Raw genomic sequence first — 20783 nt, 5'->3', positions numbered from 1 at the left:
AAGCGCCACCGCGCTGCACTACACTTTAATTCCAACCGCGCAAATGAAAGGAATTCTGATGAAACTATGGCCTGTTGTGACCGGTGTCGCCATTGCGTTGACCCTGGTTGCCTGTAAATCCCCCACGCCGCCCAAAGGCGTGCAGCCCATTACGGGCTTTGATGCCAGCCGCTATCTGGGCAAGTGGTACGAAGTTGCTCGTCTGGAAAACCGCTTTGAGCGCGGTCTGGAGCAAGTGACCGCCACCTACGGTAAGCGCAGCGACGGCGGGATCAGCGTGCTCAACCGGGGATACGATCCGATGAAGCGCAAATGGAATGAGAGCGAGGGTAAAGCCTCCTTCACCGGCGCTCCGACCACCGCAGCGCTGAAGGTCTCATTCTTCGGCCCGTTCTATGGCGGGTATAACGTCATCAAGCTGGACGATGACTACCAGTACGCGCTGGTCAGCGGCCCGAACCGCGACTATCTGTGGATTTTGTCGCGCACGCCAACCATTCCGGATGCGGTGAAACAAGATTACCTCAATACCGCGCGCGGCCTGGGTTTCAAGGTTGATGAACTGGTCTGGGTGAAGCAGTAAAGATCGTGCTTTCTTCCTGGGGCCCTCTTCGGGGAAGTGACTAGACTTCCCTGAGGGCACAGGGGAGATGAACATATGCACTGGCAACCTTTTCGCGGTACTGCGCCGCGCACCATGACCATTTACAGCGCGTCATTTCCGGATGTCAGCGACAGCTGGCCGATGAAAGACGAAGTGACCCGCGAGCTAAATGCTTTTGATAAGGCGTTAAAAGCCGACCCGCAGCTGAAGCCGCCGATTGTGAAAAAGGACGCCAGCGGCGATGTGACCATTAGCTGTCAACACCGCTGGTCTGAGGAGGCTTTTGCCACCCGTCCGGCGGTCGTCGCCTGGCGCACCCGGCTGGTACCGACGGCGCTGGCGCTGTACGCCATCCAGAATCCGCTGGATGAGCATCTCCCCGACGGCACCCGGATGGACTCCAACAGCCGCCAGTGGTTTATCCACGCCAACGATGCCATCGGTATCCGCTCCCGCGCGCGGGTGCTGGCCGTGCTGGCAGAAAACTATCTGCGAAATGACATCGACAACGCCTGGGTCAGCCTCGCCAGCGGGGCGGCGATCCCGGTGCTGGAGGCGCTGCGCAACGCGCATCTGGACGGGCAAAAAGTGCATCTGACGCTGGTGGATTACGATCCTGTCTCTCTGCAGTGGGCGAAGAAAATGGCCGCCGCTGAAGGGCTGACAATCGGGGAGCAGGTAACTGTCCTGGAGCGCAATCTGATCCACGCCCTGATCCGCAGCGACGATCTGGTGCAGGAGCTGGGCGAAGGCCACGTCGAGCTGGTGGATGCGCTGGGGATTTTCGAGTATTTCAACGACACCGATGCGGTGACGTTTCTGAAACACATTCTGCGGCTGATTAAGCCCGGCGGCGCGATCGTGGTCTCCAACATGCTGACCAGCAGCCCGCAAATTGATTTTGCCCTGCGCTGCATTGGCTGGACGCCGATCTTCCCGCGTACGCTGCAGCAGCTGCAGGATATCCATCTCGCGGCGGGTATCCCGGTGGAAAACGTGACGGTGATAGTGCCGAAAGATGGGGTCTATGCGGTGATGGAGATTCGGGTGGGGTGAGCGGGAGTTTTCTACGCTCACCCTCATCAACGCTGTCCTAGATGTGAAACGCGACGCGCTTTCCGGTCGGAAGCTCAACATCCAGGCTCAGTTTCCCACCCATTGCCTCTATATAGCGTTTAAGTGTCGCGATTTTAAGCTCGTTACCACGCTGCTCAAGCTGGGTGACGGCGGGCTGGCTAATCCCCATCACTTCAGCAACCTGTTTTTGCGACAGTCTGAGCTCTTCGCGCATTATTTGCAGGCCCGTTTCCAGAATCATTTCGTCGGCCAGTTCTTTGATGCGCTGTTGGCTTTCCGGTGAACGGGAAGCAATCACGTCATTCAGGCTTTTCATTTTATTGCCTCCATGGTTGCCAGATGAGCCGAAAATTCATCATCTGCGATACGGATAAGTCGTTGATAGAATTTTTTGTCATTACTCATATCACCGGCGCAAAGCACAATGGCCTGACGCACGGGATCGAAAGCAAAGAATGCGCGAACCGGACGACCAGAATATTGAACGCGTAATTCTTTCATATTCTTATGTCGCGATCCTTTAACTGTATCTGCATATGGGCGAGAAAGACTGGGTCCATACGTTTGCAGATTCACGAGATCCGCCAACACTTTTTCCTGCTCATGCAGCCATTCTGTAAACACGTTTCCCAGGAGTACCGTCCACATAATGTCGTCCTTGATAAGCTGTGGCTTATGTCATGAAGTGTATAAGCTATAGCTTATTAATTCAACATGGCTCCTGCATGTATACTGACTCCATTAACCCGTTAAACCCGCACCGATTGCCCTTCACAGCACGCTTTTACCGCCTCATAGAGCAGCCTGACCCCCACAGACAGCTGTTTACGGTGCGGACAGATCATATTTAGGGGCACTTTCTCGCCCTCATACTCCGTCATTAACACCTGCAGCCGACCGGCGCGGACATCTTCTGCGACATCCAGCCAGGATTTGTACGCCACGCCCGCTCCGGACACCGCCAGGCGGCGGATCACCTCGGCATCATCGCTCATCATCGTGCCGCTGACGTTCACGTTTAAGACCTCATCGTGACGGAAAAATGTCCAGCGATCGTGAACCCGCCCGCGCAGGACAAACGTCAGGGCGTTGAGGTTGCTTAACGCATCCGGGTGTTGGACGTCACCATGGCGGGCGACCCACTCGGGAGAGGCGACCAGCACCCGGCGGTTGGCGGGCGCGATGGGGAGGGAGATATACGACGCATCCTCTGGCGTGCCGTAGCGAAAGGCGATATCCACCGGGTCTTTAAAGACATCGGCCACCTGATCGGAGAAAAAAATCCGCAGGCGTAACGCCGGATAGCGCGCCCCAAAAGACTGAAAGACGGGCAGCAGTAAGTTGCGGCCTAAATCCGACGGTACGGCGATTTGCAGTGTGCCCGAGATCTCTTCATCCGGGGTGTGAATTTTTTGCATCCCGGCGTGCATCGCATCAAGCATCTGTCGCGCGTAGGGCAACCAGGCCTCGCCCTCGGGCGTTAGCCGCAGGCTGCGGGTCGAGCGGGCAAAAAGCCGGATTGCCAGGCTCGACTCCAGCCGTTTGATCGCTGCGCTCACCTGCGCGGGCTGCACACCCGCCTCTCTTGCCGCATCGCTAAAGCTGCTCAGGGCAGATACCCGAACAAACAGCACCAGATCCTCAAGCCGAAACATTTTAATCTCCCGAGTATAAGTCTTATCGCCGCGAGGCTATTTTTCCTGCGACGGCCGCCGTTTACCATCAAATTATTGCGCTACCCACAACGAATTAACGCCGGAGAGAGTATGAAAGCCATTGCCATTACCCGTTCTGCCCCGCAAAACATCGACTTCCTGCAGGATATTGAATTACCGCAGCCCGTGGCGACAGGTCACGATCTGCTGATCGACGTGAAAGCGATTTCCGTTAACCCGGTTGACACCAAAGTCCGGGCCGGTTTTCAGGGTGAGACGCCGCGCATTCTGGGCTGGGACGCGGTCGGTGTTGTCGCGGCGGTGGGCGAGGCGGTAACGCTGTTCGCGCCAGGGGATGAAGTCTGGTACGCCGGGGCATTAGGCCGTCCGGGCAGCAACAGCGAGTTCCAGCTGGTGGATGAGCGCATTGTGGCGCTGAAACCAAAAACGCTGGATAACGCCTCTGCGGCGGCGATGCCGTTAACGGCAATCACCGCATGGGAAATGCTGTTCGACCGTCTGGGCATTCAGGAGCAGGGTAATGAAGGCGACACGCTGCTGATCGTCGGTGCTGCGGGCGGTGTCGGTTCGATTCTGGTGCAGCTGGCGCGTAAGCTGACAAAAATGACCGTGGTGGGCACGGCGTCGCGCCCTGAAAGCCAGCAGTGGGTCCGGGAAGCGGGCGCACATCATGTCATTGATCACAGTAAGCCGCTGTCGGAAGAACTGGCTGCCATCGGCATTAACGAGGTGACCCACGTTGCCAGCCTGAACAGCACTGACAGCCACTACGCAGAGATCATTAAGGCGCTGGCGCCTCAGGGTAAACTGGCGCTGATTGACGATCCGCAGACGCTGGATGCCCGCCCGCTGAAGGCGAAAAGCATCTCGCTGCACTGGGAATTTATGTTCACCCGCTCGATGTTTGAAACCCGCGACATGATCGCCCAGCACCAGCTGCTGACGCGTGTTGCCGGGCTGATTGATGACAAGGTCATCACCTCCACGCTGGGTGAGCATTACGGCGCGATCACCGCGGCTAACCTGCAGAAAGCCCATACGCAGCTCGAAACCGGGCGGGCGGTCGGTAAGATTGTGCTGGAAGGATTCTGAAATGGACTCCGCTGAAATCATCTCCCTTATTGCGGTACTGAAAGCCAAACCGGGGAAGACGCATGCGCTGAAAACAGCCCTACAGGCGCTGTTGCTCCCGACTCGTCAGGAGCCCGGCAACGTGGAGTATCAGCTTTTTCAGCTGCGCGATACGCCGGACTGTTTTTATGTCCGGGAGTCCTGGCGCGGTCAGGAAGGGCTGGAGGCACACATTGCGCTGCCGCATTTTCAGGACTTTATCCTGCAAATGGATGACCTGCTGGCGGAGCCGCTGCGTCTGGATTATCTGACGCCGGTTGAGCCTTGATGGCATAAGATCGTCACAATACACGCATGGCAGGGCACACCTGCCATTCTCACACAGCCTTATCCTTCGTCTTTTTCACTTCTCCGTTCATCTTTCCCGCCACCACCTGTCAGTGTACTGCATTACCTTCCGACATCTGAACCGCCAAAATTTTGACTTAAGTTTCCGGCGCTTATGCCGTTAATACTTACTGAAATCATGGTTTAAACCCGAATGCAAAGCAGGTTTTTAAGTCTGCTTCTGATGGTGAATGCATTCTGCACTGAGGGATCCAGGACACGATGAAAGAAAGCGCTGCCAGCAAACATTCTCTTCTTATCGAAAGATTATGTGAAACGTTTGGCGCCCTCTATCAGGGAAACGTTATCGATAAAAACTGGCTCTGCGAACGGTTCGACATTACCGAGCGTACGGCCTATCGCGATTTAGCCCGGCTTTCCCATCTGCTGGAAGAGGTGTCTGCGGGGCGATACAAGCTCAGCCAGCACCTGCTGCCTAATTTGCATGTCGGACACCTTGCCGAATTTGCCACTTTTACCGGCGTGTCCCAGCTTTTTCCGCATAGCGATGGACGATCGTTACGTAAACGGATGAAAAGCGCCGATAACCTGACGATTCGGGGTGCCAGCAGTCGGGAAAATCGCCTGCTCAGTGACCTGATGGATAATCTCGACCGCGCCATTAGCGCGTTGAAGACCGTTACCTTCTCGTATCGCGGTAAATTGCGCGTTGTGCAGCCGTATCGTCTGATAAACCATTATGGCTTGTGGTATCTGGCCGGGGTTGAAGCGGGGCGGCTGAAGGCGTTTGAGCTGGCGCGAATTGCGAACTTTAACCCGTCCGGTGCGCACTTCTGTGCTGATGACACTGTTCTTGATGAGCTGAACACCACGACGGGGATCCACTTTGGCGCACATATCGACGCTACCCTCTGGGTTTCAGCGCACGCCGCACAGTATGTTACCCGCCGACCGCTCTTCCCTGGCCAGCGCATTGTGCAAACGCATCCGGATGGCAGCCTGACGCTCGCCACGACCCATAACGATAAAAACACACTCTTCCGCTGGCTGCGCTACTGGCTCCCCGATATTCGCATTCTCGAACCCGCTTCGCTGAAAGAGGATTTTGCCCACGATTTTGTGTCGCGCACGGCGAAAGCGAATGAGATGAATCTTGATGAGATCATCTGCGAGAGCTGACTGAAGCCGATGTGTTAATACACTGAGCTGGACGGGCAGCGCGGTTAATAGCCGCGCATTCTATTCCCTCTCCTTTGGGAGAGGGTAGGGTGAGGGGAAAAATACCAACGCCGGGTGGCGGCTGCGCCTTACCCTGCCTGGCACGGCGACATAAAACCCCTTAGCCGCTCAATAACCTCTTCCCCCAGCGGCAGAAACCGCGAGTCCGTCATCACCTGCAGCTCATCGGCGGAATTGATCGCCGTGATATAGCTCTTACGAAAAGCCGTCGGCGTCATGCGGCAGTATTTGTTGAAGGCGAAAATCAGCTGTTTATGGCAGCTAAACCCGCAGGTGTAGCTGATATCGGTGATCGGAATATGGGTATCTTTCAGCAGCCGCTTGGCCTTATTAATGCGGATCATGGTCAGATACTCTTTGAAGTTGTAGCCGCTGATCTTCTTAAAGGTGCGTGAAAAGTGGTGATAGCTGACCCCGGCATTATCGGCAATGGTCGTTAACGTCAGCTCATCATCAAAATGCTGATTAATGAACTCGATGCCGTATTTCACCAGATGCTGGTCTTTTTTTCTGATGGTCACCTGCTGGCGGTCATCCTGGCTGTTGCCGGTGGCGGCAAGGGTGCCTAACAGCTGATAAACCAGCGAGATGCGATCAAATGACGATTGCGAGCGCACCAGATGCTCGACCAGCGCAATCACGCTCTTTCTGAGCTGTTTGTCTGCGTCCCGTTCCTGATGATGGATCAGGGAGGCGTACTCCATCAGCGGGGCCGGGTGGGTCTCATCAAACAGGTTCGGTGCAAACTGAATGGTCAACAACTGGCTGTTTGGCGCGCGGGCTTCAAGAGAGTGGATCTCATCCGGGTTGATATACAGCATGCCGCCCTCAACGACCACTGAGGTGCTATGGCCGAGGGTGACAGAAAATTCCCCGGACAGGATGCAGATCAGTTCCGGCGCCGAGTGCCAGTGTGGTTCGCAGTAGTACACCTCGGCGGCAAACACATTCAGCTTCTCCGCATCAAAGGAGATCAGTTCGTAGCCGCTGCCTTCATGGATGGTTGTCGCCGTCTGCTGCTGCGAGATAACCCTGGGCTGCTGGGTGACAGAAAATGGAAACATCGGCTAACTCTCCGTCAAATGAAGGCGGGGCGTTTCCCTCCTGCCGAAGCAAGAGGGCGTTCCGGCTTTACTGCTGTGCGGCAGGCCCAGCAAGGGCGTTCGCCAGCTCCTGACGCGTGATATCAATAGTCAGGAATTCCGTTAAAGAGATAAACAGACCGAAGACCAGATCGGGCGCAATCGCACATAATTTTTCTCTGACCTGCTGCTCAGGCAGGCCATTTTTGCTGGCGACCAGCGTCACCACGCGTGCAAAAGCGGGCGGGTTGCCGATAAGCTGGGTCAGCGAATTATCAATTTTCAGCGGCGCGTAACGCGGCGTTGCCCGCACGGCGATCGCAGTGCTTAACGCCATATCGCGCGAAGAGCGGGCAATATGCAGCTGATACACCCCGGAATCGACAATCCAGCCGCCAATACCCGGATGGTAACAGGCGAAGTCCTGCCAGTTCAGTTCCAGGGTGACGGTCTGGGTTTCGCCTGCGTCGAGATGCACTTTAGCAAAGGCTTTCAGGGCTTTTTCTTCCCGCGCCAGCTCGCCAGCCGGAGCTGAAAGATACAGCTGCACCACCTCTTTACCTGCCATTTTGCCGCTGTTGGTGACGTCAACGCTGACGGTTAATGACTTACCTTCTTCCAGCTCGCACACCGAGGTGGTCAACCCGCTGTAGTCGAAAGTGGTATAGCTCAGACCAAAACCAAACGGGAACAGCGGGGTAAGGCGACGGCGATCGTAGTAGCGATACCCCACGTACAGCCCTTCGCTGTAGTGGTGGCGCAGGTTCTCGCCGGGATAGTTAAGCCAGGCCGGGGTCTCTTCGAGCGTATTCGGAACGGTGACCGTCAGTTTGCCGCACGGGTTGGCGCGTCCGAACAGAATATCGGCCACGGCACGGCCCATACCTTGTCCGCCAAAGTGGGTTTCCAGCAGCGCTTTGCAGTCGGACAGCCACGGCATGACCACTGCATCGCTGTTGGCGAGCACCACGATCAGGTTCGGCTGTTGTTGCGCGACGGCGCGGATCAGCGCTTCATGCGCGGGCAAAATATTTAAATCCTGGCGATCGCCATTTTCACCGTCTTCACCAATGGCGGTGCTGACAAACACAATCGCCACGTCGGCGTTTTTCGCCACTTCAACGGCCTGTGCCAGTGCCTGCGGGTCGCTGGCGTTATCCTCCGGCGTTCCGACCGCGTACTCAACGTTGAAGTCGCTCCCGGCCACTTCAAAAATCTCGTCCAGCGGACGGTCGAGCATATACGGCACCGTGGTCGCACAACCCGATCCCTGGATCACCGGCTCCTGGGCAGGCTTGCCCAGTATTGCGAGGGTGCGCTGTTTGCCTTTTTGCAGCGGCAGGATGGCGTCTTCATTTTTCAGCAGCACGATGGATTCGGCGGCCAGACGCTGCGCCAGCTGATGATGCTGGCGGTAATCCGCTTTGGTGCCCGGCTTGCGGTGGCGCTGGACTTTGTCGATCAGCGTCAGCATCCGCAGGCAGGCGGTGTCGAGGACCTCGGCGGGGATCTCGCCCCGGTTGATGGCCGCCAGCAGATCCTTCTTGTCGAGCTGGGTCTCGGGCATCGCCAGATCGTTGCCCGCCAGCAGGGACGCCGGGCGGTCTTTGATGCCGTACCAGTCGGACATCACCAGGCCGTCGTACTGCCATTCATTACGCAGCACATCGGTCAGCAGCCAGCTGTCCTGCGAGGTCTGCACGCCGTTGAGACGGTTGTAGGAGGACATCACGGTCCACGGGTTCGATTTCTCAATCGCGCGTTTAAAGCCCGCGAGATAGATCTCCCGCAGGGCACGCTCTTCAATCACCGAGTCCATTTCGGTGCGACGGTATTCGGAGTTATTGGCGGCAAAGTGCTTCAGGCTGGCACCCACGCCGTTGTCCTGCAGGCCGTTGATCAGGGCTGCGGCAATGTCGCCGCTCACCACCGGATCTTCGGAATAATATTCATACCCGCGTCCGGCCAGCGGCGTGCGACGAATATTGATCCCCGGCCCGAGCAGGATGCCGACGCCCATCTCCTGGCACTCCTGCGCCAGCGCGGCACCCATCTGATACACCAGCGAGATATCCCAGCTGCACGCCAGGGTGGAGCCGTTCGGGAAGCAGGTCGCTGGTTTGGATTTGGTGAACAGCGCTTCGGAGCCACCTTTATGGTCTTCGGGCTCAACGTCACCCGCGCTTTGCGCAATCACGTCGAGAAAATCGGTAATGTTCCAGCTTTCACCCTGTTCAATCTGGCTTGTGCTGTAGCGCACCCCGTAGGTGCCATCGGTCATCACAATGTCTTCGATGCCGTGCTGCGGCAGGCTGGCGGTGTGCCACAGGCCGCTTCCGCTGAGCAGGGCAACTTTGTCTTCGGCGCTCATGGCCGCAATAATGGCGTGAAAGTCAGTTTTCATATTTTTCCCCTGCGGTGTTACTGCGCATTAACTTTGCGCAACTGAATGTCTTTGATGATGTTGCGGTAGGTGTTTTCATCCAGGGTGTAGAAGAAGACGAACACCATACTCAGGGCAAACATCAGAGCCGGGAACAGGGTCATCATCAGGTTGATGCCGTTGAGCGCGCTGGCGCTGAGATGCTCGGAGGAGTAGTCAAAATAGTCGAGCATCAACCCGGCGCAGCCACCGCCGATGGCCATCGCGATTTTGGTGATGAAGTTAAAGAAGCCGTAGATAGCGCCTTCGGCGCGCACGCCCTGTTTCCATTCGGCGTATTCCACGGTGTCGGCAATCATCGACCACATCGCCACAAAACCCATCCCCAGGGTGATGCTGAACAGGCACACGCCGGTCATGATCAGGGTGCCGTTGCTGCCCGCGAGGAAATACTGGAACAGCATGCCGAGGATGCCGATCAGCAATGCGAACTGCACCATCCACTTTTTGCCCATCAGGCCGATCAGTTTTTCAGACACGATGGTGCCCGCCACATACGCTGCCGACTGAATCAAAAAGAACGTTGTCGTGAAGCTTTCATCGCCGAGCGTGTATTTGATGAAGTAAATCGCGATGGCCATCCACACCGTGTAGGCGATGTAAAAGAACACCGTGAACGCCGAGAGGTTGATCAACGGCAGGTTGCCGGACACCGCCGCGACCATCTCTTTCAGCGTCGGGGCTTTTTGATCCGGCTGGGTTTTAACGCGTTCTTTGGTCATGCCAAAGCAGGCAAGGAAGAAGAAGGTGGCTAACAGGCTGAAGCAACTGACGGCAAACACGTAGCCCATCTTCTTGTCGGTAAACTGTGAAATCAGCAGGTCGGCGGTGGTCGAGACAATCAGGTACCCGACAATCGCCAGCACAATGCGGTACACCGACAGCGAGGCGCGGGAGCCTTCATGCTGTGTCAGGGTGTTGGTCATCGCGGAATAGGGCGTGTTAACCGCCGTATAGGCCAGACAGTAAAGGGTGTAGGAGATGAGCGCGTAATAGAACTTAAACTCTTCGCCCAGGGTGCTGAAGCACAGGATGGTGAGTATCCCCAGCGGAACGGCACCAAATAATAAGTAAGGGCGCAGCTTGCCGTAGCGGGTATTGGTTTTATCAATTACGTAACCGATGCAGATATTGAACAGCGCATCCAGCACGCGGGCAATTACGAAGATCAGGCTCGCCTGCACGGCGCTGATGCCATAAATATTGGTGTAGAAGAAGAGCAGGAACAGGGAGACAAAACCAAACGACAGGTTGGAGGCCAGATCGCCAAACCCGTAGCCGATCTTTTCTCGAACGCTGACTTTGACGTAACTGTCAGAAGCGATTGCTGTCGTTTTCATTGTGGCGTACTCATTCTGATTGGTGTCGTGCTGAGTATACCGGGGCGCTTGGGGGCGGCTTGCCAGCCTTTGTTTATAGAGTTCCGATTTTTTGCGTGGTGCTGGGTTTAAGGTGGAGTTGTGAGGGGGGTCACAGGGGTGGGCTGGTCGGCTCCCTCTCCATTTAGGGAGAGGGCTGGGGGTGAGGGGGAGCATGCGGCTGGGGTGGTGGTTCCGTTCACTTTACGTTCTGCACATCTCTGTCAATCGCGTCACCTGTGAACGTGCCAGGGGGGATCACCGTGCACCGCCTCCCCCCTGGCTACCCCGGCTCCCGGCAGAGAAAATCGCCGCTGCGCGGTACCCTCAGCTTATTCCTTCCGGCTTTCGGGTCGGGCGCGATCCTACATCCATGTAGGTCACGCCCTCTCGGCGCATCCATGCGCCTCGCCCCGGCCTACAGGAAACGCTTCGGCGATTTTCAGCCGGACCAGGGAGCCGCTGTAGGCTATTTGCCTTATAAAATTTTCTTCATTGCTGGTTTAATCTCCGATCATGACGCGAGAGCCAGCGCCCCTTCAATCCCTTTCAGCTTCTGCTGCGCCTGCTTTAATTCGTCCAGAAGCTTCTTCTCATGCGGGTTGTGCGCCATCACCACAATGCAGCCATCCATAACTTTTATCGTCACCTTATCGCCAGTATCAAACCCCGCCGCACGCAGCCATTTGCCGGAAAGGATCAGGTTTGGCGTACTGCGATCAAGACCGTGCGGGCGATATCCCACAATTAATGTACGCTCAGTTCCGGTTGCGGTGGTGTCTGGGGTAGAATGCGAATCAGCCATAATCAACTCCTTGATAGTTGGTGAGGTTAGACGCTCCGGTGTGTTCGAGCACAATGGAGCGTTGCTAGTACAGGAGGTTTAGGTGGCCTCCTATAAGAGTTCAGATTAGATGGATAGGTGGCCCCATGTCAATCATAGCGCGCGAAAAAAAACCTAAAGGCGGCGGACAATCTCCGCAGTTTAAAATGCGTATTGATCCGGCATTGAAGGAACAACTGGATGCTGTGGCAGCGGAAGAAGGGGTGAGTCTCGCCAGCTGGTTGAAGGAACTGGCGAGGGCGGCTTTAAGGCAAAAAGGTTTAGAACCTAAAGGGTGATTAAGGTCAAATTTTAAATAAATTGCTCAGCAATTAAAAAGGAATTTACTATGACACGCACAGCCAATCAACGTAAATTATTAGATGCTCTTAGGAAACATGATAATAATAAAACAATCTTTACTGCGCTAGATTTGGCAAATGAAACTGGGTATAGTGAAAATAGTATTAGAAAATACATAAATGAGAAGTTGAATGGTCAGTATGTACATAGCGTTGATGGGAAAATATGGAGGTGCGAGGGGATTCATAAACTCTCAAATGATGATTTTATATTATTAATGTCCCAGTCGTTAAAAGCTAAAATACTTACTCCAGATATGAAGATATATAAATCTCTTCTGAGGAGAAGTTTAGATGCATTTATATTATCTTTGGAAGTGTATAATAGACCTAGCTTAGGTAACCGGGTAGAAGCATTTTGTATTTTATCGGTAAATGCATGGGAGCTTTTGTTAAAAGCAGAAATGATAAAGTCTGTAGGTATAGATTCAGTCTTTAAAAAGAATGGATATTCTATATGCATTTCTGAAGCAATTAATAGACGGTTGCAACAAAATGATCCCGTTAAAAAGAATCTTGATACATTGATCGAACTGCGAGATGGGGCCATACATCTCCTTCTTCCTGAGCTACAACCTGAGCTATCACGCCTTTTTCAAGCCAATGTTTTAAATTATCAACAGAGATATTTGAATGAAACCGGAGCTTCACCGTTAGCAGGGCAGAGTGTAGGAATGTTAAGCCTTGTCGTGGATGGACCTAGAAGTGATATCGCTACGATAAAAGAAAATTATGGAGAGATGACGGCTCATATTGCAAAAGAATTTTTGGCTCGGTTTCATAGCACAGATAAAGAGCAAAATTCCAATTCATTTAGCATAGCTGTAGATTATAGGCTCATCTTAACGAAAAATGAAAAAGAAAGCGATCTATCCTTAGGTATGGGTAATAGCGGGAGTAATGCAATTATTATCAGAGAGACTCGTGATCCCGATATTACCCATCCTTATTATCAAGGCTCTGCAATCAAGAGAGTCAATGAGTTGCAAAGCGATGTTAGGATAACCACATATTCATTCTCAGCTATTATTAAAAAACATAACGTACAAAAAACAAAGAGCTCAGATATGTATTATACTATTGATAATCGACATCGATATTCAGAAAAATTTATACAATGGGTAATTAAAAATCTAGCACAACCAAATTGGCTAAATGAATCTATTTCATACTATAAAAAAGTTCGCGAGAAAAAGTAAAAAACTGGCGGAAGATCACAGGAGTCGAACCTGCCCAGGACCGCTGGCGGCCCCAACTGGATTTGAAGTCCAGCCACCTCACCGGAGATGACGATCTTCCGCGCCTCGATTGCTACATGGAGGCGGGGCGCATTATATCTACTTTCAATCATTTACCCCAATCTTTCGCTCACTTATTTCTTCCCCTTTTTTGACCTGCCTTACCTTTAGACGATAAATCTCAACGAAATCCTCATGTTACATTTTTGGTGTCAGCAGTTTTACCGCGATCACAAAAAACAAGAATCGTAAAAACGTAACCAGAAAACGGAATACCTGACGGGAAGGGGATCGTTTACAAAACCTGTAACCGGTCTCAGAGCCCATTTCGGGCGCAGGAACAGCCATGAAAAGTGAAGTCTTATCCGTCAAAGAGAAAATTGGTTACGGCATGGGTGACGCTGCCAGTCACATCATTTTCGATAACGTTATGTTGTACATGATGTTTTTTTACACCGATATCTTCGGCATTCCCGCCGGGTTTGTCGGCACCATGTTCCTGCTGGCGCGTGCGCTGGATGCTATCTCCGACCCGTGCATGGGCCTACTGGCCGACCGGACCCGCAGCCGCTGGGGTAAGTTCCGGCCGTGGATTTTGTTTGGGGCGATCCCGTTCGGCCTGGTCTGCGTGCTGGCCTACACCACGCCAGACCTCAGCCTGAACGGCAAAATGATCTACGCCGCCGTCACCTACACCCTGCTGACCCTGCTGTATACCGTGGTCAATATCCCGTACTGCGCGCTGGGCGGAGTGATCACCAACGACCCGACGCAGCGCATCTCCCTGCAGTCCTGGCGCTTTGTGCTGGCGACCGCGGGCGGCATGCTCTCGACGGTGCTGATGATGCCGCTGGTGAATCTGATTGGCGGCGACGATAAAGCGTTTGGCTTCCAGGGCGGCATCGCGGTGCTGTCGGTGGTGGCGTTCCTGATGCTGGCGTTCTGCTTCTTCACCACCAAAGAGCGCATCCAGGTGCCGCCGAGCACGTCGGGCATGCGCGAAGATCTGCGCGATATCTGGCAAAACGACCAGTGGCGCATCGTCGGGCTGCTCACCATCCTCAATATCCTCGCGGTCTGCGTGCGCGGCGGCGCGATGATGTATTACGTCACCTGGATCCTCGGCTCGCCGGAGCTGTTCGTCGCCTTCCTCACCACCTACTGCGTCGGCAACCTGATTGGCTCGGCGCTGGCCAAACCGCTCACCGACTGGAAGTGCAAAGTCAGCGTCTTCTGGTGGACCAACGCCCTGCTGGCGGTGGCGAGCGTGGCGATGTTCTTCGTCCCGATGCAGGCCAGCATCACCATGTTCGGCTTTATCTTTGTGATTGGCGTCCTGCACCAGCTGGTGACGCCGATCCAGTGGGTGATGATGTCCGATACCGTCGACTACGGCGAATGGACCAATGGCAAACGCCTGACTGGCATCAGCTTCGCGGGCACGCTGTTCGTGCTCAAGCTGGGCCTGGCGATCGGCGGGGCACTCATTGGCTGGATGCTGGCAGGCGGCGGGTACGATGCTGCAGCCAAAACCCAGAATAGCGCCACCATCAGCATCATCATTGCCCTGTTTACGCTGGTTCCGGCCGCGTGCTACCTGCTGAGCGCGATTATCGCCAAACGCTTCTACAGCCTGAAAACGCCGTTCCTGCTCAAAATCATGGACGATCTGGCGCAGGGCGCACGCCGAAATCAGCAGGACTTCAACACGCTGCCGGTCAGCAAAGAATTACAGAACTAAGAGGATGTAAGCATGAAAATCAGTGATGGAAACTGGCTTATTCAACCGGGTATGAATGTGATTTCGCCGGTTCAGGTATTCGAGGTGGAACAGCAGGGTAACGACCTGGTGGTGTATGTGGCGCCGCGCGACGTGCGCGAGCGCGCCGGGCAGCTGGACACCTTAATGTTCACGGTGCGCCTGTTTGCGCCGCAGGAAGGCATTGTCGGTGTGCGCATCGAGCACTTCCAGGGTGGGGTGGATAACGGCCCGCATTATCCACTTAATGTCCTGAAAGATGTGAAGGTGCAGATTGAAAACAACGCCGAATTTGCCGAACTGAAAAGCGGCAACGTCAGCGTTCGCGTTACTAAGGGCGAGTTCTGGGCGCTGGATTTCCTCAGGGGTGGCCAGCGCATCACCGGCAGCCAGCTGAAAAACAACGGCTACGTGCAGGACGGCAACAGCGATCGCAACTATATGTTCGAGCGGCTGGATCTGGGCGTGGGCGAAACGGTCTACGGCCTGGGCGAGCGCTTTACCGCTCTGGTGCGCAACGGTCAGACGGTCGAAACCTGGAACCGCGACGGCGGCACCAGCACCGAGCAGTCCTACAAAAATATCCCGTTCTACCTCACCAACCGCGGCTACGGCGTGCTGGTGAACCACCCGGAAAACGTCTCGTTCGAAATCGGCTCCGAGAAAGTCTCCAAGGTGCAGTTCAGCGTCGAAGGCGAGTATCTGGAATATTTCGTCATCGACGGCCCAACGCCGAAAGAGGTGCTCAACCGCTATACGCAATTTACCGGGCGTCCGGCGCTGCCACCGGCGTGGTCATTCGGCCTGTGGCTCACCACCTCGTTTACCACCAATTACGATGAAGCGACGGTCAACAGCTTTATCGACGGCATGGCCGAGCGCGACCTGCCGCTGCACGTCTTCCACTTCGACTGCTTCTGGATGAAGGCCTTCCAGTGGTGCGATTTTGAATGGGACCCGGTGACCTTCCCGGATCCGGAAGGGATGATCCGCCGCCTTAAATCGAAAGGGCTGAAGGTCTGCGTGTGGATCAACCCGTACATCGGGCAGAAATCCCCGATCTTCAAAGAGCTGAAAGAGAAGGGCTATCTGCTGAAACGTCCGGATGGCTCGCTGTGGCAGTGGGATAAATGGCAGCCCGGGCTGGCGATCTACGACTTCACCAATCCGGAAGCCTGTGCATGGTATGCCGACAAGCTGAAAGGCCTGGTGGATATCGGCGTCGATTGCTTCAAGACCGACTTCGGCGAGCGCATCCCGACGGACGTGGTGTGGCATGACGGCAGCGATCCGCAGAAAATGCACAACCACTATGCCTACATCTATAACGAGCTGGTGTGGAACGTGCTGAAAGAGACCGTCGGCGAGGAAGAGGCGGTGCTGTTTGCCCGTTCGGCCTCGGTGGGGGCGCAACAGTTCCCGGTGCACTGGGGTGGCGACTGTTACGCCAACTACGAATCGATGGCCGAAAGCCTGCGCGGCGGGCTGTCGATTGGGCTCTCCGGGTTTGGTTTCTGGAGCCACGATATCGGCGGGTTCGAAAATACCGCTCCGGCAGATGTCTATAAACGCTGGTGCGCGTTCGGGCTGCTCTCCAGCCACAGCCGCCTGCACGGGAGCAAATCCTACCGGGTACCCTGGGCGTACGACGATGAGTCCTGCGACGTGGTGCGCCACTTCACGCAGCTTAAATGCCGGATGATGCCGTACCTGTATCGTCAGGCGGCGCTGGCCCGGGAGCACGGCACCCCGATGCTGCGGGCGATGATGCTCGAGTTCCCGGACGATCCGGCGTGCGACTATCTCGACCGCCAGTACATGCTCGGTGATTCGGTGCTGGTTGCGCCGGTGTTCAGCGAGGCGGGTGACGTGCAGTTTTATCTGCCGGAAGGGCGCTGGACGCACCTGTGGCATAACGATCAAATCCCGGGCAGCCGCTGGCATAAACAGCAGCACGACTTCCAGAGCCTGCCGGTGTACGTGCGCGACAACACCCTGCTGGCGCTGGGCAACAATGACCAGAAGCCGGACTACGCCTGGAACAAGGGGACAGCCTTCCAGCTGTTTAACCTCGACGATGGCGCGACAGCGGTAAGTGAAGTGCCTGAGTTGAACGGTGCCGTGGCGTTTGCCCTGACCGCAACGCGCACGGGCAACACCCTGACCCTGAAGGGGAGCGGCGAGGCGCGGGGCTGGTCCGTCTGTTTACGTAATGTGCAGCAGATTAGCGGCGTTAAAGGTGCGTCACACGTGGGTAGCGAGTGGGGCGTGGTGGTGAAAGCTGAAGGGAATGAGGTGGTGATTCACCTCTGAGTCCCCTCACTATTCCCTCTCCCCATCGGGGAGAGGGAATAGTGAGTACTGGTTTGCTCCCTCTCCCTTCAGGGAGAGGGCTGGGGTGAGTGTGTAACAACCGGCTCCGCAACCGTACTGACCTGCCCGCCCGTCATCGTCTGCGTCACCTGCTGTTTATCCATGTTTACCGCATTCAGCCTGCCATTGACCGTCGGTTTTAGCGGCGCGTTCGCCTGCACGTTGCCGCTAGCGGTGAGCTGAATATTGCCATCGCCCGTCACCGGCAGCGCCGGCCAGCCCCACTGCTGCACGATGTTCAGCGGTACGCCGCGCCCGGTCAGGCTGATGGTTGCCTGACGCGCAGGCTGCTGCGAAATGCTGGCCCTGGCTTCCAGAATGCCTTTTTCAGTAAAGGCGCTCAGCTCGCCGATCGCCACCGTCGAGGCATTTGCCGTCAGCGCTATTGACGGACGGCGCACGTCCACGCGGTTAAAAGTGGCGGCTGCCCCGTTCAGGGTGGCGGTGCCGCCCCAGACGCCCCACTGGCGATCTTTCGCCAGCTGCAGATTAGTGCCGTAACCGTCGAGAGCGGTGATCTGCCACGGGAAGATCGGATCCACGTCGATCACCAGGTTGCGACTCAGGCCGAATTTGCGCAGCGTGACGCTGTTCAGCCACGTCGGCAACGTTTCCATCCACTGCGCTTTCCAGTTCTGCGGCAAGGTGTATTCTAGCCCGGCGATAGCGACATCATCCAGCACCAGCGCCTTGCCGCTGCGCAACCAGTTACCGGAGGTGCGCACCATCCCGCCTTCCCAGCGTGAGGTGAACTGGCGCAGGGCCATCCCCTGCGGGGAGAATTCCGCATTCAGGATCGGGTCGAACAGATGCACGGAACCGTAGATAAATTCGCTGGCATTCATCGACAGACGACCGTCCTCGCTCTGCCAGTCGCCCTTACTCAGGGTCAGGTTGCGCAGGCTTAAATCGAGATCGGTGACGGCCCAGTCCGGCCCCTGCAGGCGGGCGTCGGTCACGTCCAGGCGGCCAATCTGCAGCGACGGCAGGGTGGTGATGGGGGCAAAAAAGTCGGCCAGAGATTTATCGCTCTGCAGGCGGATCTCGTTCAGGCGCATGTTGTCCACCTTCCAGCCGCCGTTGGCGTCGCGCCGCGCGGTGCCGGTCATGGAGCCCAGCGCCATGTCCGCGCCAATGGTGCTCAGCACCACCTCTTTACCGTTAAGTTCGCCCTGGATCAGCACATTGCTGGCGGGCACGCCGTTTAACGTCAGCGACCCGGCGCTCATCTGGATGTTGGCTTTTTTCCCCAGCACATTGCCCGCTTCGGGCTGCCACGGGCTGACGCCGCCGGTCACCTTCTGCGCGCTCAGATCCCACTCGGTATTGGGGCTGTTAAACGCCATGTTGTTCAGCAGCAGGCGATCGGCCTGCAGGGGGAGAGGGGCAGTTTGCGGCGAGAGGTTCAGCGTGCCGTCAAACAGGGTGATGGTATCCATGTGCAGCGGGTCGGTCAGCTGGCGGCTGCTCACGCCAATATCCACCATTTTTGCGACCAGCGTCGCCGGTTTACCGTCGCGACCGAAGGTGACGTTTTTCAGCACCAGGTGGCTGGGGGACGAGAAGCGGTGATCCATCTGGTCGAAACTGAGCTCGTAATCGGTGTTTTCCGTGATCCAACGGCTGACCTGGGCCGAGCCCCAGCGCGTCTGGACAAGGAGATAGAGCGCGAGGATCGCAACCAGCAGAACAACCAGAATACCGATGAGTAGCTTTCCAATAAATTTCATGGTCTTCCATCACGTAAAACGCACATAAAGGAGTTATGCACGATTTATACGCAATGCTCAAGGCAGGAATAGTGTAATTCCGTGTACGGCAGCAACGATCTGCTGCCGTACAGGTAGGGTTAGTTCTTTTCTGGCGGGAAGATCAGGTTCAGGACGATAGCGGTAATACCGCCTGCTGCGATGCCGGAAGAGAGCAGGTTTTTCACCCAGTCCGGGGCAAACTGCAGGATCAGCGGCTGCTGCGACACGCCCAGACCCACGGCCAGCGACAGGGCGATAATCATGATCGCGCGGCGGTTCAGCGGCTCGCGGGAGACGATGCGCACGCCGGATGCCGCGATAGTACCAAACATCACTAAGGTTGCGCCGCCGAGCACCGGCTCAGGAATGTGCTGTACGAAGCCGCTCACTGCCGGGAACAGGCCCAGCACAATCAGCATCAGCGCCACCACAAAGCCCACGTAGCGGCTGGCAACGCCGGTCAGCTGGATCACGCCGTTGTTCTGACCGAAGCAGGAGTTCGGGAAGGTATTAAACACGCCGGAGACAAACGAGTTCAGGCCGTTCGCCAGCACGCCGCCCTTCAGGCGCTTCATATATAGCGGGCCAGAGACCGGCTGCTCAGAGACATCGGAAGTGGCGGTGATGTCGCCGATGGTTTCCAGAGAGGTGATCATAAACACCAGCATCAGCGGCAGAAGCAGATTCCAGTCAATGCCCAGGCCGTAATACAGCGGCGTTGGCACCATGATCAGCGGGCTGTCGGTCGGTGCACTGGACTGCGGCAGCATGTCCATTGCCCAGGCGGCCAGGTAGCCAGCGGCCATGGCGATCACCAGCGAGGCGACGCGCAGGTACGGGTTACGCTGACGGTTAAGCAGAATAATGATCGCCAGCACCACGCCCGCCAGCAGCAGGTTTTTCGGGGCGCCGAAGGTGTGGTCGGCCATCGCAGCGTAACCGCCCCCGATGGAGGTCAAGCCCACCTGAATCAGCGACAGGCCGATAATCATCACCACCACGCCGGAGACCAGCGGGGTAATAATCCGACGCGCCAGGTGCAGGACGCGGGAGATGACCATCTCGGTGCAGCTCGCCAGCATCAGGGTACCGAACAGCGCGGCCATCATCGTCGGCACATCGGCGCCGCCGGTTTTCAGCGCGGTACCGCCCATGATCAACGGGGCGACAAAGTTAAAGCTGGTGCCCTGAATCGACAGCAGACCGGATCCCACAGGACCCCAGGCTTTAATCTGAATGATGGAGGCCACGCCCGACGCGAACAGCGACATGCTGATGATGTGCTGGGTGTCCTGCGCCGGTAAGCCGAGCGCCTGGCAGATCAGTAAGGCAGGGGTGATCACCGCCACGAACATCGCCAGCAGATGCTGACAGGCGGCAAACAAGGTCTGCGCCAGCGGCGGACGGTCTTCAAGACGGTAAATCAGTTCACTGTTATGCGGCTGCGCAATCGGTTGCGCATCTTGCTGTTCTAAGGCGTTAACGGACATCTGCGGCGATCCCCACGAGGAAAAGCGGGCATTTTAGCCGAGTGGATGAGAAAAGCAAACGATTGCCATGTAAATTCATGGATAATTCC

At 56.1% G+C, this 20783-nt stretch carries 18 protein-coding genes and 1 tRNA gene; 9 read left to right on the top strand and 10 right to left on the bottom strand.

Features of this window, described 5'->3' with window-relative positions; translation table 11 throughout:
- The first annotated feature begins 58 nt into the window (after positions 1-58).
- A complete protein-coding gene (locus M8014_RS13880) occupies positions 59-583 on the top strand; it encodes a lipocalin family protein (protein ID WP_271283004.1) in 525 nt (174 codons plus the stop codon).
- 75 nt (positions 584-658) lie between these two features.
- Positions 659-1660, top strand: a complete 1002-nt coding sequence (locus M8014_RS13875; protein ID WP_271283003.1) for a class I SAM-dependent methyltransferase — start codon at positions 659-661, stop codon at positions 1658-1660.
- 37 nt (positions 1661-1697) lie between these two features.
- Here the strand turns inward: M8014_RS13875 and M8014_RS13870 are convergent, their stop codons facing one another.
- The 3 genes from M8014_RS13870 to M8014_RS13860 all read right to left on the bottom strand — a co-directional run bounded on the left by M8014_RS13870 (position 1698) and on the right by M8014_RS13860 (position 3336).
- A complete protein-coding gene (locus M8014_RS13870) occupies positions 1698-1997 on the bottom strand; it encodes a helix-turn-helix domain-containing protein (protein WP_271283002.1) in 300 nt (99 codons plus the stop codon).
- Positions 1994-2329, bottom strand: a complete 336-nt coding sequence (locus M8014_RS13865) for a type II toxin-antitoxin system RelE/ParE family toxin (protein ID WP_271283001.1) — start codon at positions 2327-2329, stop codon at positions 1994-1996. The genes M8014_RS13870 and M8014_RS13865 overlap by 4 nt, the downstream gene beginning before the upstream one ends.
- A 101-nt stretch (positions 2330-2430) precedes the next feature.
- Positions 2431-3336: a LysR family transcriptional regulator gene (locus M8014_RS13860; RefSeq protein ID WP_271283000.1), complete on the bottom strand. Its 906-nt coding sequence runs from the start codon at positions 3334-3336 to the stop codon at positions 2431-2433.
- A gap of 111 nt (positions 3337-3447) precedes the next feature.
- On the opposite strand from M8014_RS13860, the gene M8014_RS13855 reads away from it, so the two are divergent.
- From M8014_RS13855 to M8014_RS13845, 3 genes are all read left to right on the top strand, one after another.
- Positions 3448-4449: a zinc-binding alcohol dehydrogenase family protein gene (locus M8014_RS13855; protein WP_271282999.1), complete on the top strand. Its 1002-nt coding sequence runs from the start codon at positions 3448-3450 to the stop codon at positions 4447-4449.
- A gap of 16 nt (positions 4450-4465) precedes the next feature.
- On the top strand, positions 4466-4756 hold the full coding sequence (locus M8014_RS13850; RefSeq protein ID WP_271283097.1) for a putative quinol monooxygenase: 291 nt from the start codon (positions 4466-4468) through the stop codon (positions 4754-4756).
- A 281-nt stretch (positions 4757-5037) separates the two neighbouring features.
- A complete protein-coding gene (locus tag M8014_RS13845) occupies positions 5038-5955 on the top strand; it encodes a WYL domain-containing protein (protein ID WP_271282998.1) in 918 nt (305 codons plus the stop codon).
- Between the two features lie 128 nt (positions 5956-6083).
- Here the strand turns inward: M8014_RS13845 and M8014_RS13840 are convergent, their stop codons facing one another.
- The 4 genes from M8014_RS13840 to M8014_RS13825 form a co-directional block, all read right to left on the bottom strand.
- A complete protein-coding gene (locus M8014_RS13840) occupies positions 6084-7079 on the bottom strand; it encodes an AraC family transcriptional regulator (RefSeq protein WP_271282997.1) in 996 nt (331 codons plus the stop codon).
- A 67-nt stretch (positions 7080-7146) separates the two neighbouring features.
- The gene (locus M8014_RS13835; RefSeq protein ID WP_271282996.1) at positions 7147-9501 is read right to left on the bottom strand and encodes a beta-glucosidase family protein; all 2355 of its coding nucleotides are present in this window, start codon (positions 9499-9501) and stop codon (positions 7147-7149) included.
- A gap of 17 nt (positions 9502-9518) precedes the next feature.
- The gene (locus M8014_RS13830) at positions 9519-10880 is read right to left on the bottom strand and encodes an MFS transporter (RefSeq protein ID WP_271282995.1); all 1362 of its coding nucleotides are present in this window, start codon (positions 10878-10880) and stop codon (positions 9519-9521) included.
- A gap of 532 nt (positions 10881-11412) precedes the next feature.
- Entirely contained in the window at positions 11413-11703 is a 291-nt protein-coding gene (locus M8014_RS13825) for a SymE family type I addiction module toxin (RefSeq protein WP_271282994.1), read from the bottom strand.
- Positions 11704-11828: 125 nt separating this feature from the next.
- On the opposite strand from M8014_RS13825, the gene M8014_RS13820 reads away from it, so the two are divergent.
- Complete coding sequence (locus M8014_RS13820; RefSeq protein WP_271282993.1) at positions 11829-12020, top strand: toxin-antitoxin system HicB family antitoxin; 192 nt, start codon at positions 11829-11831, stop codon at positions 12018-12020.
- A gap of 50 nt (positions 12021-12070) precedes the next feature.
- The gene (locus M8014_RS13815; protein WP_271282992.1) at positions 12071-13282 is read left to right on the top strand and encodes a DUF3644 domain-containing protein; all 1212 of its coding nucleotides are present in this window, start codon (positions 12071-12073) and stop codon (positions 13280-13282) included.
- A 5-nt stretch (positions 13283-13287) separates the two neighbouring features.
- Here M8014_RS13815 and M8014_RS13810 read toward each other — a convergent pair.
- Positions 13288-13382, bottom strand: a tRNA-Sec gene (locus M8014_RS13810).
- 285 nt (positions 13383-13667) lie between these two features.
- On the opposite strand from M8014_RS13810, the gene M8014_RS13805 reads away from it, so the two are divergent.
- Positions 13668-15062: a glycoside-pentoside-hexuronide family transporter gene (locus tag M8014_RS13805; RefSeq protein WP_271282991.1), complete on the top strand. Its 1395-nt coding sequence runs from the start codon at positions 13668-13670 to the stop codon at positions 15060-15062.
- Between the two features lie 12 nt (positions 15063-15074).
- Positions 15075-17393, top strand: coding sequence for an alpha-xylosidase (gene yicI / locus M8014_RS13800; protein WP_271282990.1), 2319 nt, complete (start codon positions 15075-15077; stop codon positions 17391-17393).
- A gap of 68 nt (positions 17394-17461) precedes the next feature.
- Here yicI and M8014_RS13795 read toward each other — a convergent pair whose 3' ends face one another.
- Together M8014_RS13795 and M8014_RS13790 are read right to left on the bottom strand one after the other, a co-directional pair.
- Complete coding sequence (locus tag M8014_RS13795; protein WP_271282989.1) at positions 17462-19183, bottom strand: AsmA family protein; 1722 nt, start codon at positions 19181-19183, stop codon at positions 17462-17464.
- A gap of 119 nt (positions 19184-19302) precedes the next feature.
- Positions 19303-20694, bottom strand: a complete 1392-nt coding sequence (locus M8014_RS13790) for a nucleobase:cation symporter-2 family protein (RefSeq protein ID WP_271282988.1) — start codon at positions 20692-20694, stop codon at positions 19303-19305.
- Positions 20695-20783: the final 89 nt, after the last annotated feature.

It is taken from the genome of Silvania hatchlandensis, assembly GCF_025564065.1.
In the GTDB taxonomy this organism is placed as follows: domain Bacteria; phylum Pseudomonadota; class Gammaproteobacteria; order Enterobacterales; family Enterobacteriaceae; genus Enterobacter; species Enterobacter hatchlandensis.
The sequence above is the reverse complement of the archived record's forward strand: the minus strand, read 5'-3'. Positions and strand labels throughout refer to the sequence as shown.

Excerpts from the sequence above, each read along its gene's own strand:
- M8014_RS13795 (WP_271282989.1), bottom strand. The coding sequence starts at position 19,183 with ATGAAATTTATTGGAAAGCTACTCATCGGTATTCTGGTTGTTCTGCTG.
- M8014_RS13830 (WP_271282995.1), bottom strand. The coding sequence starts at position 10,880 with ATGAAAACGACAGCAATCGCTTCTGACAGTTACGTCAAAGTCAGCGTT.
- M8014_RS13860 (WP_271283000.1), bottom strand. The coding sequence starts at position 3,336 with ATGTTTCGGCTTGAGGATCTGGTGCTGTTTGTTCGGGTATCTGCCCTG.
- M8014_RS13825 (WP_271282994.1), bottom strand. The coding sequence starts at position 11,703 with ATGGCTGATTCGCATTCTACCCCAGACACCACCGCAACCGGAACTGAG.
- M8014_RS13865 (WP_271283001.1), bottom strand. The coding sequence starts at position 2,329 with ATGTGGACGGTACTCCTGGGAAACGTGTTTACAGAATGGCTGCATGAG.
- M8014_RS13815 (WP_271282992.1), top strand. The coding sequence starts at position 12,071 with ATGACACGCACAGCCAATCAACGTAAATTATTAGATGCTCTTAGGAAA.
- M8014_RS13835 (WP_271282996.1), bottom strand. The coding sequence starts at position 9,501 with ATGAAAACTGACTTTCACGCCATTATTGCGGCCATGAGCGCCGAAGAC.
- M8014_RS13790 (WP_271282988.1), bottom strand. The coding sequence starts at position 20,694 with ATGTCCGTTAACGCCTTAGAACAGCAAGATGCGCAACCGATTGCGCAG.
- yicI (WP_271282990.1), top strand. The coding sequence starts at position 15,075 with ATGAAAATCAGTGATGGAAACTGGCTTATTCAACCGGGTATGAATGTG.
- M8014_RS13875 (WP_271283003.1), top strand. The coding sequence starts at position 659 with ATGCACTGGCAACCTTTTCGCGGTACTGCGCCGCGCACCATGACCATT.
- M8014_RS13845 (WP_271282998.1), top strand. The coding sequence starts at position 5,038 with ATGAAAGAAAGCGCTGCCAGCAAACATTCTCTTCTTATCGAAAGATTA.
- M8014_RS13870 (WP_271283002.1), bottom strand. The coding sequence starts at position 1,997 with ATGAAAAGCCTGAATGACGTGATTGCTTCCCGTTCACCGGAAAGCCAA.
- M8014_RS13855 (WP_271282999.1), top strand. The coding sequence starts at position 3,448 with ATGAAAGCCATTGCCATTACCCGTTCTGCCCCGCAAAACATCGACTTC.
- M8014_RS13840 (WP_271282997.1), bottom strand. The coding sequence starts at position 7,079 with ATGTTTCCATTTTCTGTCACCCAGCAGCCCAGGGTTATCTCGCAGCAG.
- M8014_RS13820 (WP_271282993.1), top strand. The coding sequence starts at position 11,829 with ATGTCAATCATAGCGCGCGAAAAAAAACCTAAAGGCGGCGGACAATCT.
- M8014_RS13805 (WP_271282991.1), top strand. The coding sequence starts at position 13,668 with ATGAAAAGTGAAGTCTTATCCGTCAAAGAGAAAATTGGTTACGGCATG.
- M8014_RS13880 (WP_271283004.1), top strand. The coding sequence starts at position 59 with ATGAAACTATGGCCTGTTGTGACCGGTGTCGCCATTGCGTTGACCCTG.